The sequence below is a fragment of the Pseudactinotalea suaedae genome (genome assembly GCF_009733815.1).
In the GTDB taxonomy this organism is placed as follows: Bacteria; Actinomycetota; Actinomycetes; order Actinomycetales; family Beutenbergiaceae; genus Pseudactinotalea; species Pseudactinotalea suaedae.
The window spans coordinates 378,916-394,697 of record NZ_WNXY01000002.1 but is presented as its reverse complement, the minus strand read 5'-3'; the positions used below and the strand labels follow the sequence as shown (position 1 = coordinate 394,697).

Sequence of the window (15,782 nt, the reverse complement as noted above, 5' to 3'; positions counted from 1 at the left end):
GTTGCCTTCGCGGGTCGGGGCTCACGTGGGTTCGGGCACACCAACCAGTATCCGACCGGCGCACGGAGCGCAAGTCCGCGTGGCGCCGCCCGGCGACGCCGCTGCCCCTAGGCTCGGAGCATGCACGGGGACATCACGGTGATGGTCATCGACGATCACGAGATCGTCCGCCGCGGCGTCGCGGAGGTGATCGACCGCGCTGACGGGCTCACCGTGGTCGGCGAGGCAGCCACGGTTGCCGAGGCGTTGCGCCGGCTGCCGCTCGCCTCGCCCCAGGTGATCCTCGTGGACCTGCAGCTGCCCGACGGCACCGGCCTCGAGGTGATCGCGGCCAGCCGTGCGCTGCCGGACTGCCGGGCCGTGGTGCTGACCTCCTTCGAGGACGCTGACGCGCTGCGCGCGGCCGGTGAGGCGGGCGCGCACGCGTTCCTGCTCAAGACGGTGCGTGGCGACGACATCGCCGACGCGGTGCGCGCGGTCGCCGCCGGCCGCAGCCTCATGGCGCGCGCGAGCCTCGGCAAGCACGAGGTCGACCCCACCGAGCGACTGACGCCGAGCGAGCACCGCGTCCTGGAGCTGATCGGCGACGGCCTCTCCAACCGCGAGATCGGCGAGGTCCTCGGGGTGGCCGAGAAGACCGTCAAGAACCACGTCACCGGGCTGCTGGCCAAGATGGGGCTGCAGCGCCGCACCCAGGCGGCCGCCTGGGTCGCCGGCCACCGCGGTGGCGGCTGGCGGCCACGAACCGACTCCGGAGCGCAGGAGAGCTAGATGAGCACGACCGACCTCCCGACCGACGACGTCGCGACCCTCCGCGGCGCGGTCGCCGGCCTGATGGACCGCGCCCGCACCGAGCTCGCCACGCTCGTGGCGTTCCGCTCGGTGGCCGATCCCGCCGTCGAGGACCCCGAGGAGTGCCGGCGCGCCGCGGCCTGGGTCCGGGACGCCTTCGCCGCCGAGGGGCTCGACGCCCGGCTGGCCACCACACCCGACGGCACCGATGCCGTGATCGCCACCTACGAGGGCCCGACGGACGCGCCGCGGGTGCTCCTCTACGCCCACTACGACGTGCAGCCGGCACCGGCGGAGCAGTGGAGCACGCCGCCGTTCGAGCTGACCGAGCGCGAGGGCCGCTGGTACGGCCGCGGCGCCGCCGACTGCAAGGGCAGCATCGTCGCGCACCTGACGGCGCTGCGGGCGCTGCGGGGTGCCGGCACGGGGTACCCGGTCTCGCTCACGGTCGTCGTCGAGGGCTCGGAGGAGCAGGGGACAGGCGGCCTGGAGCGGTACGTGGAGCAGCACCCCGAGGAGGTGGCGGCCGACGTCGTCATCATCGGGGACGTGGGCAACGTCGCCGTCGGCGTCCCGACGCTGACCGTCGCCCTGCGCGGCATGGTGATGGTGACCGTGCGCGTCACCGCGCTCGACGGCAACCGCCACTCCGGCGCCTTCGGCGGCGCCGCCCCCGATGCGCTGGCCGCTCTGATCGTGATCCTCGCCTCGCTGCGCGCCGCCGACGGCGACACGACCGTCGCGGGACTCGACGGCACCGGTACGTGGTCGGGGACCCCGTACCCGGCCGAGCAGTTCGCGCGCGACGCGGGTGTGGTCGAGGGCGCCCAGGTGGTCGGGTCGGGCTCGGTCGCCGATCAGCTGTGGGCGCGGCCGTCCGCGACGGTCGTGGGCATCGACGCCCCTGCGGTGGTCGGCGCGCTGCCCGCGATCCAGGGGAGCGCGGCCGCGACCGTGAGCCTGCGGGTGCCCCCGGGCATCGACGCCGAGGAGGCCGAGGCTGCCCTGGTGAGCCACCTGCGGGCGGCCGCACCGTGGGGTGTGCAGGTGAGCGTCGAGCGGCAGGGCATCGGCCAGCCGTTCGCCGCCCGCCAGGACACGCGCGGCTTCGAGGTCCTGAGCCGGGCGATGTCGGACGCGTTCGGCGCTCCCACCCAGACCACCGGCCAGGGCGGCTCGATCCCGCTCACCGCCTCGATCGCCGCGGCACAGCCCGACGCCTCGATCGTGCTGATCGGCGTGGCCGAGCCCGCGAGCCGGATGCACGCCTCGGACGAGAGCGTCGACCCGGGCGAGATCGAGAGGATGGCCCTCGCCGAGGCGCTGTTCCTGTCGCGCTACCGGCGCTGAGCCTCAGTCCGCTGCGCCGGCCGCGGCACCCACGGGGACGTCCCAGGTCATCACGGTGCCGCCCTCGGCCCCGCGGGCGGTGGTGACGGTGCCGCCCCAGCGCTCGGCGCGACGACCGAGGTTGGCCAGACCGGAGGAACGGGTGCGGTCGGCAGGGATGCCCACCCCGTCGTCGGTGACCGTGACGACCAGCCGACCACGGCCCAGCTCCAGCCTCACGCCCACGTGCTGGGCACGTGCGTGCCGTGCGGCGTTGGACAGACCCTCGCGGATCACGGCGACGACGTCGTCGACGAGGTCGGTGTCGGCACCCTCGGTCCAGGCGGCCACGTCGAGGTCCGAGGACTCCAGGTCGAGCTCGGGAGCGAAGCCCAGACCGGACCGGGCGAGGCTGAGCTCGCGCTCGATCCGCTCCATCGGCAACGAGGGCACGGCGTCGCGCTGCAGCGCGTGGACGATCTCTCGGATCTGCGCCACCGCCTCGTCGAGACCGGTGAGCGCCTCGCTCAGCTGTTCCGCGGCCTCCGGCGGGAGGTTCTCGCGTGCACGGGAGATCGACAGCCCGGTGGCGAACAGGTGCTGGATGGCGAGATCGTGCAGGTCGCGCGCGATGCGGGCGCGCTCGTCGAGGAGCGCCGCACGGTCCTGGGCGTCCCGCGCCTCCGCCAGCTCGAGCGCGAGCGCGGCCTGGCGGGCGAACGACTCGGCGATCTTGAGCTCGTCGTAGCTGAACTCGTCGGCCCCGCGGGCGCGCATGAGGATGATCACGCCGGTGCCGCGCTCGCCGACGACCAGTGGTGCGTACAGGGCCGGACCGTACCGGCCGAACTCGGGGACCCTGAGGGTGGCGGACCGCTCGAGCGAGTCCACCACGAGCCCGGCACGCGACTCGATCACACGGCGCGCGCGGCCGTCCTTCGGCATCACGATGCCCACGAGGTCGTCGGTGTCCTCGCCGGCGGCGAACTCGATGACCCAGTCGTCGCCGACGCCGGGGAGCACCAGGCACGCCGCGTCGGCCTCGGCCACGACGTGAAGACGCTGGGCGATCAGGTCGAGCGCCTCTTCGACGTCGGCACCCTCCAGCATGGCCGTGGTGACCTCCTGCCCGACGGTCAGCCACTGCGAGCGGGTGAGGGCGTTCCGCAGCGGCCGGGCGGTGTCGGCGAGGTCGATCGCCGCGGCCAGCGACCGGATCGCGCCCGCGGCGCGCGAGGAGAGCCGACGGCCGGCGTCAGCCAGGTTCCCGAACATGCTCCTCACCTTCCCGCAGCCGACAGGTCGATCACGGTGTCCGCGCCGACGAGCCTCTCGCTGCGTCGGTGCGTCACGACGACGACACCGCGGCCAGCCTCTCGCAGCGCGAGGACATCCGCCAGCAGCGCGTCCGCTGTCGCGGGGTCGAGGTGCTCGTCCGGCTCGTCGAGCAGCAGCAGCGGCGCCCGGGTCAGCAGCGCCCGCGCGATCAGCAGACGGCGCCGCTCACCCCCGGAGATCAGGGTCCCGTTCTCGCCGACCGGGGTGTCGAGGCCCGTGGCCAAGCCGGCCAGGAAGGCGCCGAGCCCGGCCTGCCGGAGCGCAGCGGCCGCCTCGTCGCGGCTGACGTCGCCGCGCGCCACCCGCAGGTTCTCCAGCAGCGTGGTGTCGAACACGTGGGCGTCCTCGCTCGTCATCGTCGCCACCGTGGCGGCCGCACCCTCGGCGAGGTCGGTGCTGGGTACGCCACCGACCAGCACCTGGCCGGACGCCGGCGGCAGCAGTCCGGCGAGCGTGAGCAGCAGCGTGGTCTTGCCGGAGCCGTTGGCTCCGATGACCGCGACGGCCCGGCCCGGCGCCAGCGTGAGGTCCACGCCTCGCAGCAACGGCTCCTGCCCCGGCCACCCGACGGCGAGGTCGTGGGCCACCAGGGCGCCGCTGCGGTCGGGGCGTCCGCCGCCGCGGCCGGGGTGGTCCGCCCGCTCGAGAAGGTCGCCGATGCGGCGTGCGGCGTCGGCCGCGCGCACCGTGTGGACCGCCGCAGGCGCGAGCGCGCCGACGCCCTCGAAGGCGGCCAGCGGCGTCAGCACCACGACAGCGAGCTCGACCGGTGTCAGCACGCCGGCCGCGAGCTGGGAGGCCCCCACGACGAGTGCGAGCACCACGGCCACGCCCATGGCACCGACGGTCACGCCCTGCGCGAGCGCGGCGGGGCGAGCCGCGCGGTCGCGGGAGTCCCGCACGTGCCCCTCGGCTCTGCGGAGCCCCTCGAGAACGCCGTCGAGGCGGCCGTTCACGGTCAGCTCGGACGCGCCGTCGAGCACGGTCATGACGGACGCCGAGACCTCACCCCGTGCGGCCGCACCCGCGAGCTCGGCCTGCCGCACCGCCCGCGCCGACAGCGCCGGTGCGGCGGCGCCGGCGACCAGCAGGCACAGGCCGAGCGCCACCCCGATCGCGGGCGAGAGCGCACCCACGATGGCCACCGCACCGGCGGAGACCACGACCGCGACCAGCGCGGGCACCACCGCACGGACCACGAGGTCACCGACGTCGTCGACGTCGGCGCCCCACCGCCGCAGCACCTCACCGCGGCGCAGCGTCGCGACGGCGTCGAGCCGACCCGCCGCCAGCGCGCGGTACAGCCGCTCCCGGAGCGTGGCCGATCCGCGCAGGGCCACGTCGTGCGACGTCAGACGGTCGAGGTAGCGGAACACGCCGCGACCGATCCCGAGCGCGCGGACCGCGACCACGGCGACCGTCAGGTCGAGCACCGCAGGCATCTGGCTGGCGCGCGCGATCAGCCACGCCGAGACGGCGGCCAGGCCGACCGCGGCGCCGAGCGTCAGGCTCCCCCACACGGCGGCGAGCAGCAGTCGGCCGCGTGAGACCCCGAGCAGCGGCCAGATGGTGCGCAGCGCCTCGACGTCCTCGCGCAGCCCTGGCCGAGCCGGAGCGACCGACCGCGTGCCGGCCGTCATGACGCCACCGCCACCGGCGCGCCGTCAGCGACCGTGACGACGTCGTCGGCGATCTCGACGAGCTCGGCCGCATGGGTGAGCACGAGCACACCCGTGCCGCTGGCGGCCGCCTCCCGGACCACGTCCGCGACCTCGCGCGCACGTGCCGAGTCCAGGTGCGCCGTCGGCTCGTCGAGCACCAGGAAGGGTGCGGGAGAGACCAGGGCGCGGGTCAGTGCGAGGCGCTGCCGCTGCCCGGCGGACAGGCCGTGCGCACGGCCGCCGACCGGGGTGTCCCAGCCGCGGGGGAGCGACGCGACGACGCTCGCGAACCCGGCCAGCGCGGCCGCACGTCCCAGCGTCTCGTCGTCGACGGCCCCGGCACCGGCGACCTCGCGCAGCGTCCCCGGCTCCAGGACGGGGTGCTGGGGCACCCAGGAGACCTGCCGACGCCACTGGTCGAGGTCGGCGTCCGCGAGGTCGCGCCACGTGGCGCCGGTCCGTAGCCGCACGGCTCCGGCGTCGGGTGCCACCAGCCCCAGCAGCGCCAGCGAGGCGGTGGTCTTGCCGCTGCCGCTCGCGCCCTGCAGCACCGTGACGCGGCCGCGGCGCACGGATGCGGTCAGGTCCTCCGGCGCGGGCCTGGCCCGGCCTGGGGGAGCGACCGTGACACGGTCCCAGACGACCTCCTCGACCTCGCCGACCGGCTGCGTGCCCGAGGTGGGCGTGGGCTCGTCGAGGATGCGGAGGCTGCGCTCGACGGCGGCGACACCGTCCGCCGAGGCGTGGAAGTGGGTGCCGACGAGCCGCAGCGGTGCCAGCACCTCGGGTGCCAGGATCAGCACCGCCAGCCCGGTGACGAGGTCGAACCGACCCTCGACGAGGCGCAGCCCGACGCCCACGGCCACCATCGCGACCGACAGCGTGGCGAGCAGCTCGAGGGCGGCGCCCGAGAGGAACGCGACCCGCAGCGTCGCGATCGTGCCACGCCGCTCGGCATCGGCGAGCTCGCGGACCCGGCCGACGCTGCCGCGGGCGCGGCCGAGCGATCGCAACGTCGCGAGCCCGCCCACGAGGTCGAGGACGCGGGCGTTCAGCCGCTGCTGCGCCGCCAGCCGCTCGGCGGTGGTGCGCTGCGTCGCCACCCCGATCAACCACATGAACAGCGGGATCAGCGGGATGGTGAGGGCGATGGTGGCAGCCGCCAGCAGGTCCTGCGACGCCATCACCACCAGGATCGCCGGGGTGAGGATCGCCGTCTGCAGCAGCTGCGGCAGGTACCGCACCAGATACGGCTCGAGGTCGTCGAGGCCGCGCGTGAGCAGGGTGGTGACCTCGGCGCGGTGCACCGCCAGCCATCGCGGCCCGAGCGCCGCCACGTGGCGCAGCGTCAGCTCCCGCAGCTCGGCGATCACGCGCGTCGCCCCGCGGTGGGCGCGCCACTCGGTCGCGCTGGTCAGGGCGACCCGGGCGGCCACCGTGAGAGCGAACCACCCGATGGCCAGCACCACCTCGGACCAGGTGGCGGTGCCCGCGACCAGACCCCCGAGCGCACGGGCCAGCAGCAGCGCACCCACCACCACGGAAGCGGTCTGCGCGACCACCAGCAGGGCGGTGGCGATCACCGCCGACCTGGCGCTGCCGACCGCGCGCAGCAGCGCGGGGTCGAGCGGTCTGCTCATCGTCAGCTCGCCGCGGGGTCGCGGCGCCGGGACAACCCGATGGGCGCGGGGATGCGATCGGCGGTCAGCCGCCGGCGGAACACCCAGTACGTCCACCCCTGGTAGGCGAGCACCAGCGGCGCGAGGAACGCCGCCACCCAGGTCAGGATCGTCAGCGTCTTCGGGGTGGCGGCGGCGTTGGCCACGGTGAGGGAGTTCGCCGGGTCGCCGATCGCGGGCATCACGTTCGGGAACATCGCCCCGTAGATCAGCACCACCACGGCGAGGATGGTGACCGCGGAGGCGGCGAACGCCCAGCCCTCACGGCCGCCGCGGATCGCGCGCAGCGCCCCGAGCGCACCCGCCGCCGCCAGCGCGACGACCCCCCAGGTCCAGAGCTTGTCCGAGTAGGCGACCTGGGTCCACACCGCGAAGACCACCCCGACGGCGGCGCTCACCAGCGCCAGCCGCGTCGCCAGGGCACGTGCCCGGTGGCGGAACTCGCCGTCGGTCTTGAGCGAGAGGAAGACCGCGCCGTGCGTGAGGAACAGCAGCGTGGTGGTGGCACCCCCGACCAGGGCGTAGGGGTTCAGGAGGTCGAGGAGGCTGGAGGTCATCTGGTGGTCGGCGTCCATCTCCACGCCTCGCACGAGGTTGCCGAAGGCGACGCCCCAGAGCACGGCCGGCGTCCAGGAGCCGAAGGTGATCGCCCAGTCCCAGCGTCGGCGCCAGAGCGCGTCGTCGATCTTGCCGCGCCACTCGAACGCGACCGCGCGCACGATCAGGGCGACCAGGATCAGCAGCAGCGCGAGGTAGAAGCCGGAGAACATCGTCGCGTACCACTCGGGGAAGGCGGCGAACATGGCGCCGCCGGCGACCAGCAGCCAGACCTCGTTGCCGTCCCACACCGGGCCGATGGTGTTGATCACCAGCCGGCGCTCGGTCTCGTCCCGGGAGAACGGCGCCAGCAGCATGCCGACACCGAAGTCGAAGCCCTCCAGCACGAGGTAGCCGGTCCACAGCACGGCGATCAGCACGAACCAGACGATGGCGAGGGTGTGGACGTCCATGAGGCGACCTCCCGGTGTCTCTAGTAGGCGAAGGACAAGGGACGGTCGGTCTCGGCGTCCTCGGGCTCGGGCGGCGCCTCCACCTCGGGAGCGCCGTGGCTCGCGTACCGGACCATGAGCCTGACCCACACGACCGCCAGGACGCCGTAGAGCAACGTGAAGACCGTCAGGGAGATCAGCACCTCGGCAAGGCTCACCGAGCTGGACACGCCGTCGCTGGTGAGCATCCGGACCAGGTCGACGCCGGTCGGGTTCGGCACCACCACCCAGGGCTGTCGGCCGGTCTCGGTGAAGATCCAGCCGAAGGATGCGGCGACGAACGGCATCGGGATCGCGATCAGGCACAGCCGAGCGAACCAGCGCTTGTCGGTGACGGACCCCTTTCCGCGCAGCAGCCACAGCGCCGCGAGCGCCAGCGCCGCCGAGAACCCGGCGAACCCGATCATCAGCCGGAACGACCAGTAGGTCAGCGCGAGGTTGGGGGAGTAGCTGATCTCCTCGCCGGCGGCGTCCACGTCGCCGTACCGCTCGCTCATGTACTCCTGGAGCTCGGGGACACCCTGCACCTCACCGGCGAAGTCGCCGGTCGCCAGATAGCTGGTCAGACCGGGCACCTCCACGAGATGGATGACCCCCTCGCAGGAGTTCGACAGGTCGCCGACGGTCAGGATCGAGAAGCCGGCACCGGTCTGCGTCTCGCAGAGTCCCTCGGCCGCGGCCATCTTCATCGGCTGCTGCTCGAACATCAGCTTGGCCTGCCAGTCGCCGGAGGCCGCGACCCCCGCGCCGCTGAGCACGATCGTGACCAGTCCCAGCAGCGCCGCGGGCCGGTAGACCGTGCGTGCGAGATCCACGTTGCCGGCGCGCACCTCGCGGACCAGGAGCCAGCCGGCCACCCCGGTGACGAACGTACCCGCCACGAGCATCGACGTCGCGATCGTGTGGGTGTAGGCGGCCCACAGCGTGCTGTTGAGCAGCACGGCGCCGAAGTCGTCGAGCTCGGCACGACCGGTCTCGGGGTTGTAGATCGCCCCGACGGGGTGCTGCATCCAGGAGTTCGCAGCCAGGATGAAGAACGCCGAGGCGTTGGTTGCGATCGCCACCAGCCACAGGCAGGCGAGGTGGATCTTGCGAGGGAGCCGGTCCCAGCCGAAGATCCACAGGCCGAGGAAGGTCGACTCGACGAAGAACGCCGCGAGACCCTCGATCGCCAGCGGCGCACCGAAGATGTCGCCCACGAACCGGGAGTACTCGCTCCAGCTCATGCCGAACTGGAACTCCTGGACGATGCCGGTGGCGACGCCGATCGCGAAGTTGACCAGCAGCAGCTTGCCGAAGAACTTCGTCAGCCGCAGCCAGGTGTCCTTGCCGGTCACCAGCCACGCGGTCTGCATGATCGCCACGAGCGGCGCCAGCCCGATCGTCAGCGGGACGAACACGAAGTGGTAGACCGTCACGATGGCGAACTGCCACCGGGCGGCGTCGACAACCTCCACGGACGTGGCCCCCTTCTCCTGGCTCGTGAACGAGCGTAGGAAGCGGTATCGACGGCGAGTCGGGACCTAAGGCCCAGACGCGCCGAGGAGCACGGCGCCGCCGAGACCCGCTTGTGACATACTGAGCGCGGCCGGACGGCGAGTTCCGTACCCGTTGAACGGCCCGGTGACACCAGCACGGTCGTTGGGGTCACGAGTCCCGGCGCCGCCACTCCAGGCAGGCGCGGAGCTCGGGGCCACCACCTGTGCACGGGCCCCCATGGCGCGACGGTGGATCCGGTGGATCTTCGACGCGAGAGCTCGCGAGGAGCGCCACACACTTCAGACTTCTGACACCCCGGATCCGCCCGTGCGGACCGCCCGAGAGACCCGAGTGACCCCTGGTGGTACGGCAGAGGTGGCCCGGCGGAGCTACGTGGACGACTACGACGCCACCCAGGACGACCAGAGCAACGATGCCGGCCTCGAGTCGCAGCAGCAGCCCCCGGCTCGGGGACGCCGCTCGCGGCGCGCGACACGACCGGTGATGACACCGGACCCGCCCGCGCTCGACGTGCTCGCCGAGCTCGGGCTCAAGACGCCCGAGCCCGCGGAGCCGGTCGCTGAGCAGCCGGCCGCCGAGGAGTCCCCGCAGGAGGCCGACGAGCAGGTCGAGGAGTCGACCGCCCCGAGCGGCAACAGCGCCGAGAGCGCCTCGACGCCGGAGACGGCAGCGAGCCCGGACAGCCCCGCCAGCGCACCGAGCCCGGACAGCGCAGCCAGTGCACCCAGTGCGGCCAGCGCCGATGACGATGACGACGACGACGACCGTGCCGACGACGCCGGCGACGACGTCTCGCCGCGGCTGCCCGCGACCGCGCTGCTGTTCCAGGCGCCGGACCTGACCGCGCGGCGCCGCCGCCGCGCCTCGGCGCCCGCCGGCGCACCCCTGATGCCCACGAGCGCACGCCAGGCCGCCGAGAGCGCGCCCGAGAGGGCCGTCCAGCCCGAGGACGAGGCCCCCGAGGCGACGACCGACGCCACCGCGGATGCGGCCCAGGACCAGCCTGAGGACACCGAGGAGTCGCAGGCGCCGCGGCGTCGTCGTCGTCGGGGTGGCCGTGGTCGACGCAAGACCAAGGGCGACGGTGAGGACGTCGGATCGTCGGAGGACGAGAACGACAACGACGAGAACGACGACACCGACACCGGCAACGGCAACGGCACCGAGGACGGCGACCAGACCGAGGAGGCCGCGGTCACGCCGTCGCGTCGGGCGAAGCAGCCCAGGCGGTCCAAGCAGAGCAAGCAGGACAAGCAGGACAAGCAGGAGGACCAGCCGGCGCAGCCGAGCGAGCCCGCGGACGAGACGGGCGAGCAGGACGACGCCGCCGACTCCGAGGGTGCCGACGAGGCGGCCGAGGGTGATGAGAGCAACCGCTCCCGTCGCCGGCGTCGTCGCCGCTCGCGCTCGACCCGCGACGAGGGTGCGCGTGCACGCGACGAGGTGACCGCGCTCAAGGGCTCGACGCGCCTGGAGGCCAAGCGGCAGCGGCGTCGTGACGGCCGAGACAACAACCGTCGGCGATCGATCATCACCGAGGCGGAGTTCCTGGCGCGTCGTGAGGCCGTCGACCGCGCCATGGTGGTGCGCGAGCGCGGGGGCCGCACCCAGATCGCGGTGCTCGAGGACGACATCCTCGTCGAGCACTTCGTGGCCCGGAAGACCCAGACCTCGATGGTCGGCAACGTCTACCTCGGCCGCGTGCAGAACGTGCTGCCCTCGATGGAAGCGGCCTTCGTCGACCTCGGCCGCGGACGCAACGCCGTGCTGTACGCCGGTGAGGTGAACTGGGACGCCGCCGGTCTCGAGGGCCAGCCGCGCCGCATCGAGCAGGCGCTCTCCTCGGGCGACTCGGTGCTGGTCCAGGTGACCAAGGACCCGATCGGTCACAAGGGGGCCAGGCTGACCTCGCAGGTCACGCTCGCGGGCCGCTACCTCGTGCTGGTGCCTTCGGGCTCGATGACCGGCATCTCCCGCAAGCTGCCCGACACCGAGCGGAACCGCCTCAAGAAGCTGCTCAAGGAGATCGTGCCCGAGGGGCAGGGCGTCATCGTCCGCACCGCCGCCGAGGGCGCCTCCGAGGAGGAGCTGCGCCGCGACGTCGAGCGCCTCACCAAGAACTGGGACGACATCCAGAAGAAGGTCAACAAGTCCTCGACGACCGCTCCGGTGCTGCTCAAGGGTGAGCCGGAGCTGTCGACCCGGGTGGTCCGTGACGTCTTCAACGAGGACTTCCGTTCCCTCACGGTGCAGGGCGACGAGGCCTGGAAGACGATCTCCGAGTACGTCTCCTCCGTGGCACCCGATCTCGCCGACCGGTTGCACCACTGGAACGGCAAGGACGACGTCTTCGCCGCGCACCGCATCGACGAGCAGCTCGCCAAGGGCATGGACCGGAAGGTCTGGTTGCCCTCGGGCGGCTCGCTCGTGATCGACCGCACCGAGGCGATGACAGTTGTCGACGTCAACACCGGCAAGTTCACCGGCTCCGGCGGCACGCTCGAGGAGACCGTGACGCGGAACAACCTGGAGGCCGCCGAGGAGATCGTGCGGCAGCTCCGGTTGCGCGACATCGGCGGCATCATCGTCATCGACTTCATCGACATGGTGCTCGAGTCCAACCGGGACCTGGTGCTGCGGCGACTCGTCGAGTGCCTGGGCCGGGATCGCACCCGCCACCAGGTCGCCGAGGTCACCTCGCTCGGTCTGGTCCAGATGACCCGCAAGCGCGTGGGTCAGGGTTTGGTCGAGGCGTTCAGCACCACGTGCGAGCACTGCCACGGTCGGGGTTACCACGTGCACGACGAGCCCGTGGAGTCCGGCTCCGCCGTGCCCGCGGAGGAGTCCGACGACACGCCGCGCTCCGGTCGGGGCGGCCGTCGCGGCCGCCGCGGCGGCAACGGCTCCCAGCAGCCGCAGCAGCAGCCGGCCGCGGTCGAGACGGTGGAGGACCCGGCGCAGCGCGCGCAGGTGCGGGCCACCCTCGCCGCGATCGCCGCCGCTGCCGCCCACGCGCACGAGGAGCAGCACCTGGACACCGAGGCGCGTCCGGAGCAGGCGAGCGCCGAGGACACGATGGAGGCGGTCGTCGAGCTCGGCGCCCAGGATGCCTCCATCAGCACCGGCGCCGACATCGCCGACGCGCTCGCCGAGCTCAAGGCCAGCACCGCCGCGTCCACCGAGGCACAGGTGGCTCCCGGGGCGGAGCCGGTCCCCGAGGCGGAGCCGGTCCCCGAGGCGGAGCCGGTTCCCGAGGCGCAGGTCGCTCCCGAGGCGGAGCCGGTCCCCGAGGGGGAGCCCGTCCCCGAGGCGGAGCCGACCTCGTCGGAGCTCGACGGCCAGGCTGAGGACGAGGCTGCCGACGTCGAGCAGGCAGAGGGCGCTCCCGCCGCCGAGTGAGGCACCGGGACCCGCCGCCGCAAGCGCGCCGCGGCGGGTTCCCGGGCTGCTACGACGGGCCGGTGTCCTCGGTCCTGGCCCTGACCTTGGCGCCGGGGGTGCCGAGGTACCAGACGGTCCAGAGCCAGCGAAGAAACACGGGCACGAGCGCGATCGCCGCGATCGCCAACGTGTAGATCGAGGCCGTGGTCGAGCCCGGCAGCGTCACGACGAACGCCGCGAGCGCGTGGATCGCGACGATCACCATGCCGCGTGTGCGCGGGCCGTGCGAGCGTGTCGTCGCGAAGCGTGACCCCTCGACCATGACGTCCTCGCGGATGGTCGGCGGCGGTGCCACCTGCTCACCGAGCTGCAGGCCCGCGGCCTGCGCGAACCCGGCCAGCCCGGTGAGGTCGTCGCCGGGCGCCCAGGAGTCGGCCGGGAGCACGAGCCGCCAGCGTCCGAGCCGGTCGACGAGGGCGAAGCCCCATGCCTCGCCCTGGTGCGTCAACCGGTCCAGCCCGACCACGCCGAGGTCGCTGTCGCTGCTCGAGGCCACCCACGCCTCGTGCCGGCTGCCGGTACGCACGCCGATGTTAGCGCCGTCGTACATGAGCTTGGCGTGCAGCTGGAACGCCCGGGTGGTGTAGGTGGAGGCGCCGGGCCGGTAGGTGGCGACCATCCGCCGCATGTCGCGATCGGTGAACCATCGCACCAGCCAGGAGACCCACGGCTCCAGCACCGCGGCGAACGCCAGGATCACCAGCAGCCGGACCCACCACTGCTCGGCCAGCAGGTACCCCGTGAAGAAGCATCCGACCCAGAGCGCCGTGGGGTAGAAGGCGCGCAGCAGCTCGGTCGCGCGCGACCCCGGTCCGAGGTCGACCTGGCGCGCCTTGTGGCGGCGCTGACGGCGCAGCAGCGCGCGGCCCGGGTCGGTGGCCCAGCCGCGGTAGGGCATGAGGTGCGGCCCGGGGCGGATCACGTCCGCGGCCTTCGGCGGAGGCTGCGCACCGGGGGTCAGGGTGAGCGGGCTTGTCCCCCTGCGGCTGCGCGGAGCGGCCGACAGCGCCTCCGGGTCCGCGTGCGGTGGGTGCTGCACACCGCGCCGGATCGGCACCCGCAGCGTCGCGGCACCGGCGGCGATGCCGGACGCCTCCAGCGCCCACACGAGCCGGTCGTAGGCGCGCAGCCGTTCGGAGGGCTGCACCACGGCGCCCTGGGCGACCGCCAGCTCGGGCTGTGCCAACCAGTCGGCGACGGCGATCGCGCCCATGCTGTGCCCGTCAGCGGAGCAGAGGTGGACCACGCCGAGCTCGTCGTAGAGCGGCACGGGCGCGTACGGCTCGGCCGGGTCGTACGGCATCACCGTGGCGGTCGGGGAGGGTGGCACCACGTGCAGCAGGAACGCGATGGGGCTGTCGGCCCCGATCACGCGGCGGCCGGTCGCGGTGGTCAGCTCGACGCGGTCGGTCAGGAACATCGCACGGGCGTAGCGCGCCCAGGTGGTCATAGGTGCCGGGCGCGGGGAGGCGCGGAGCTCGATGCGGCCGGCCTTGGAGGGCAGCGCCGGCACACCCGGCCTCTCGAAGTCCCACATCGCCGCGGTGAAGACCGCGGCGAGGTGATCGATCGCAGCAGCGGCGTGAGCGACGGCGCCCGCCTGCACGATCCGCTGCGCGCCCCAAGTCTGCGCACCCATGCGCAGCGCGTCGGTGGTCTCCTTCAGGTACCGCCGCGTGCCGTCGAGCGCGGCCGCGAACCCGTACACGGGCTCGGCCTGCGGGTCGGGGTCGACGGCCTCACGACCCACGGGTGCACCGCTGACGACGACCGGCTCGCCCCAGCCGAGCGAGGCGAGCATCTGCGGGCTCATCCCGCCGGGGCCCTGCTGAGCCAGGGTCGCGGGGAGCGTCGGCCACGCCGCGTCCAGCATCGCGTGGATCTCCTGGAAGCGGGCGCGCAGCGCCTTCTGGTCGGCGGGCAGGAACTCCAGGAGCTCGCGCACCGACTGCAGCGCGGAGGCGATGATCGCGTGCGTGTGCGTGTAAGGGTCGCCACCGCGGGCGAGGAGCAGCTGGGTGGTCGTCCGCGGGGTGGCGGCCGGGAGCGCAGGCGGTCGTGGCATGTCGCGCCCCAGGCTAGGGCACCACGGGCGTCATCCCGAGGACGTGTCCGGGGCAGAGGTCACCACCTCCGCCTGGCGCGGCGTCAGAGCCGACGCGGCTCCCACCGCTCCTCGATCACCTCGCCGCTCGCGTCCCGGGTGACCCGGTACCCGGCCGCGCCGTCCCGCTCGGCGACCACCTCCACGAGCGTGGTCCCCTCGTAGACCAGGCCCACGCCGTCGTCGGTGCAGTGGGTCTCGCCGAGGACGCCCTCGGCCACGAGCCGGTGCACCAGCGGCCGACGGCGTGCCTCGCTGTCGTAGTGGACGCCGTTGGCGTAGGGGAGCAGGCCCAGCCCGTTGGTCACCGCGGCGAGCTCGGGCCCGAAGGAGTCCGTGGTGCCACCGGTGAACCAGCAGATCGAGCCGGCACTGACGCCGGCGAGCACGACACCGGCTTCCCACGCCTGCCTCATGGCCTCGTCGACGCCGTGCAGCCGCCACAGCGCGAGCAGGTTGGCGACCGACCCGCCGTCGACCCAGACCACGTCCACATCGAGCAGCGCGGCGGCGATGTCGTCGTGGTTCGGCATCATGAACAGCGTCACGGGAGTCATGTCGTAGCCCGCCACCCGGGCGGCCTCGTGCATCGTGGCCAGCCGGTACGCCTGGTCACCGCCCGCCGTGCCGAGGAAGGCCAGCCGCGGGCGCCGCCCGGTCACGCCCGAGCGCTCGACGGCGTGGGTCACCAGGTCACCGAGCTCGAGCATGGTCCTGGCCCCGCCGCGGTAACCACCCGAGGTGGCGAGGATCGTGGGTGCGCCTGCAGGCATGCACCCAGGCTAGTGTCGCCAGGCGTGGAAACCAGCGGGTCGGGAATGAGACGGGACGCCCCCGGGTTGGGCCGCGCGTGACCGCGACAGGAACCGGGGTGGGCTTCCGCTCCGAG

10 protein-coding genes are annotated in these 15,782 nt (G+C 73.5%); 3 read left to right on the top strand and 7 right to left on the bottom strand.

The genetic code is table 11. The features are described from left to right. Window positions 1-120: 120 nt before the first annotated feature. Window positions 121-771: a response regulator gene (locus tag GPA04_RS05180; protein ID WP_156222992.1), complete on the top strand. Its 651-nt coding sequence runs from the start codon at window positions 121-123 to the stop codon at window positions 769-771. Further along, complete coding sequence (locus GPA04_RS05175; protein WP_156222991.1) at window positions 772-2,142, top strand: dipeptidase; 1,371 nt, start codon at window positions 772-774, stop codon at window positions 2,140-2,142. A 3-nt stretch (window positions 2,143-2,145) separates the two neighbouring features. Here the strand turns inward: GPA04_RS05175 and GPA04_RS05170 are convergent, their stop codons facing one another. The 5 genes from GPA04_RS05170 to GPA04_RS05150 are packed head-to-tail and all read right to left on the bottom strand — an operon-like array spanning window position 2,146 to window position 9,305. Next, window positions 2,146-3,396 (bottom strand): GAF domain-containing sensor histidine kinase, encoded by a 1,251-nt coding sequence (locus tag GPA04_RS05170; RefSeq protein WP_156222990.1) that lies wholly within the window; start codon window positions 3,394-3,396, stop codon window positions 2,146-2,148. Window positions 3,397-3,401: 5 nt separating this feature from the next. Continuing rightward, entirely contained in the window at window positions 3,402-5,099 is a 1,698-nt protein-coding gene (gene cydC, locus GPA04_RS05165; RefSeq protein WP_156222989.1) for a thiol reductant ABC exporter subunit CydC, read from the bottom strand. Further along, the gene (cydD, locus tag GPA04_RS05160) at window positions 5,096-6,760 is read right to left on the bottom strand and encodes a thiol reductant ABC exporter subunit CydD (protein WP_156222988.1); all 1,665 of its coding nucleotides are present in this window, start codon (window positions 6,758-6,760) and stop codon (window positions 5,096-5,098) included. Before cydD ends, cydC begins: the two co-directional genes overlap by 4 nt. Before the next feature lie 2 nt (window positions 6,761-6,762). Beyond that, on the bottom strand, window positions 6,763-7,809 hold the full coding sequence (gene cydB / locus GPA04_RS05155) for a cytochrome d ubiquinol oxidase subunit II (protein WP_156222987.1): 1,047 nt from the start codon (window positions 7,807-7,809) through the stop codon (window positions 6,763-6,765). A 20-nt stretch (window positions 7,810-7,829) separates the two neighbouring features. Next, on the bottom strand, window positions 7,830-9,305 hold the full coding sequence (locus GPA04_RS05150) for a cytochrome ubiquinol oxidase subunit I (protein ID WP_156222986.1): 1,476 nt from the start codon (window positions 9,303-9,305) through the stop codon (window positions 7,830-7,832). 415 nt (window positions 9,306-9,720) lie between these two features. On the opposite strand from GPA04_RS05150, the gene GPA04_RS05145 reads away from it, so the two are divergent. After that, complete coding sequence (locus GPA04_RS05145; protein WP_241680618.1) at window positions 9,721-12,747, top strand: Rne/Rng family ribonuclease; 3,027 nt, start codon at window positions 9,721-9,723, stop codon at window positions 12,745-12,747. Window positions 12,748-12,796: 49 nt separating this feature from the next. Here GPA04_RS05145 and GPA04_RS05140 read toward each other — a convergent pair whose 3' ends face one another. Both GPA04_RS05140 and GPA04_RS05135 read right to left on the bottom strand, forming a co-directional pair. Next, entirely contained in the window at window positions 12,797-14,854 is a 2,058-nt protein-coding gene (locus GPA04_RS05140; RefSeq protein ID WP_156222984.1) for a hypothetical protein, read from the bottom strand. Between the two features lie 83 nt (window positions 14,855-14,937). Beyond that, window positions 14,938-15,666, bottom strand: coding sequence for a Type 1 glutamine amidotransferase-like domain-containing protein (locus tag GPA04_RS05135; RefSeq protein ID WP_156222983.1), 729 nt, complete (start codon window positions 15,664-15,666; stop codon window positions 14,938-14,940). Window positions 15,667-15,782 lie beyond the last annotated feature (116 nt).

Bases quoted from the DNA above. Each gene is read 5' to 3' on its own strand.
- cydD (WP_156222988.1), bottom strand. From the start codon at position 6,760: ATGAGCAGACCGCTCGACCCCGCGCTGCTGCGCGCGGTCGGCAGCGCC.
- GPA04_RS05135 (WP_156222983.1), bottom strand. From the start codon at position 15,666: ATGCCTGCAGGCGCACCCACGATCCTCGCCACCTCGGGTGGTTACCGC.
- GPA04_RS05140 (WP_156222984.1), bottom strand. From the start codon at position 14,854: ATGCCACGACCGCCTGCGCTCCCGGCCGCCACCCCGCGGACGACCACC.
- GPA04_RS05180 (WP_156222992.1), top strand. From the start codon at position 121: ATGCACGGGGACATCACGGTGATGGTCATCGACGATCACGAGATCGTC.
- cydB (WP_156222987.1), bottom strand. From the start codon at position 7,809: ATGGACGTCCACACCCTCGCCATCGTCTGGTTCGTGCTGATCGCCGTG.
- GPA04_RS05170 (WP_156222990.1), bottom strand. From the start codon at position 3,396: ATGTTCGGGAACCTGGCTGACGCCGGCCGTCGGCTCTCCTCGCGCGCC.
- GPA04_RS05175 (WP_156222991.1), top strand. From the start codon at position 772: ATGAGCACGACCGACCTCCCGACCGACGACGTCGCGACCCTCCGCGGC.
- cydC (WP_156222989.1), bottom strand. From the start codon at position 5,099: ATGACGGCCGGCACGCGGTCGGTCGCTCCGGCTCGGCCAGGGCTGCGC.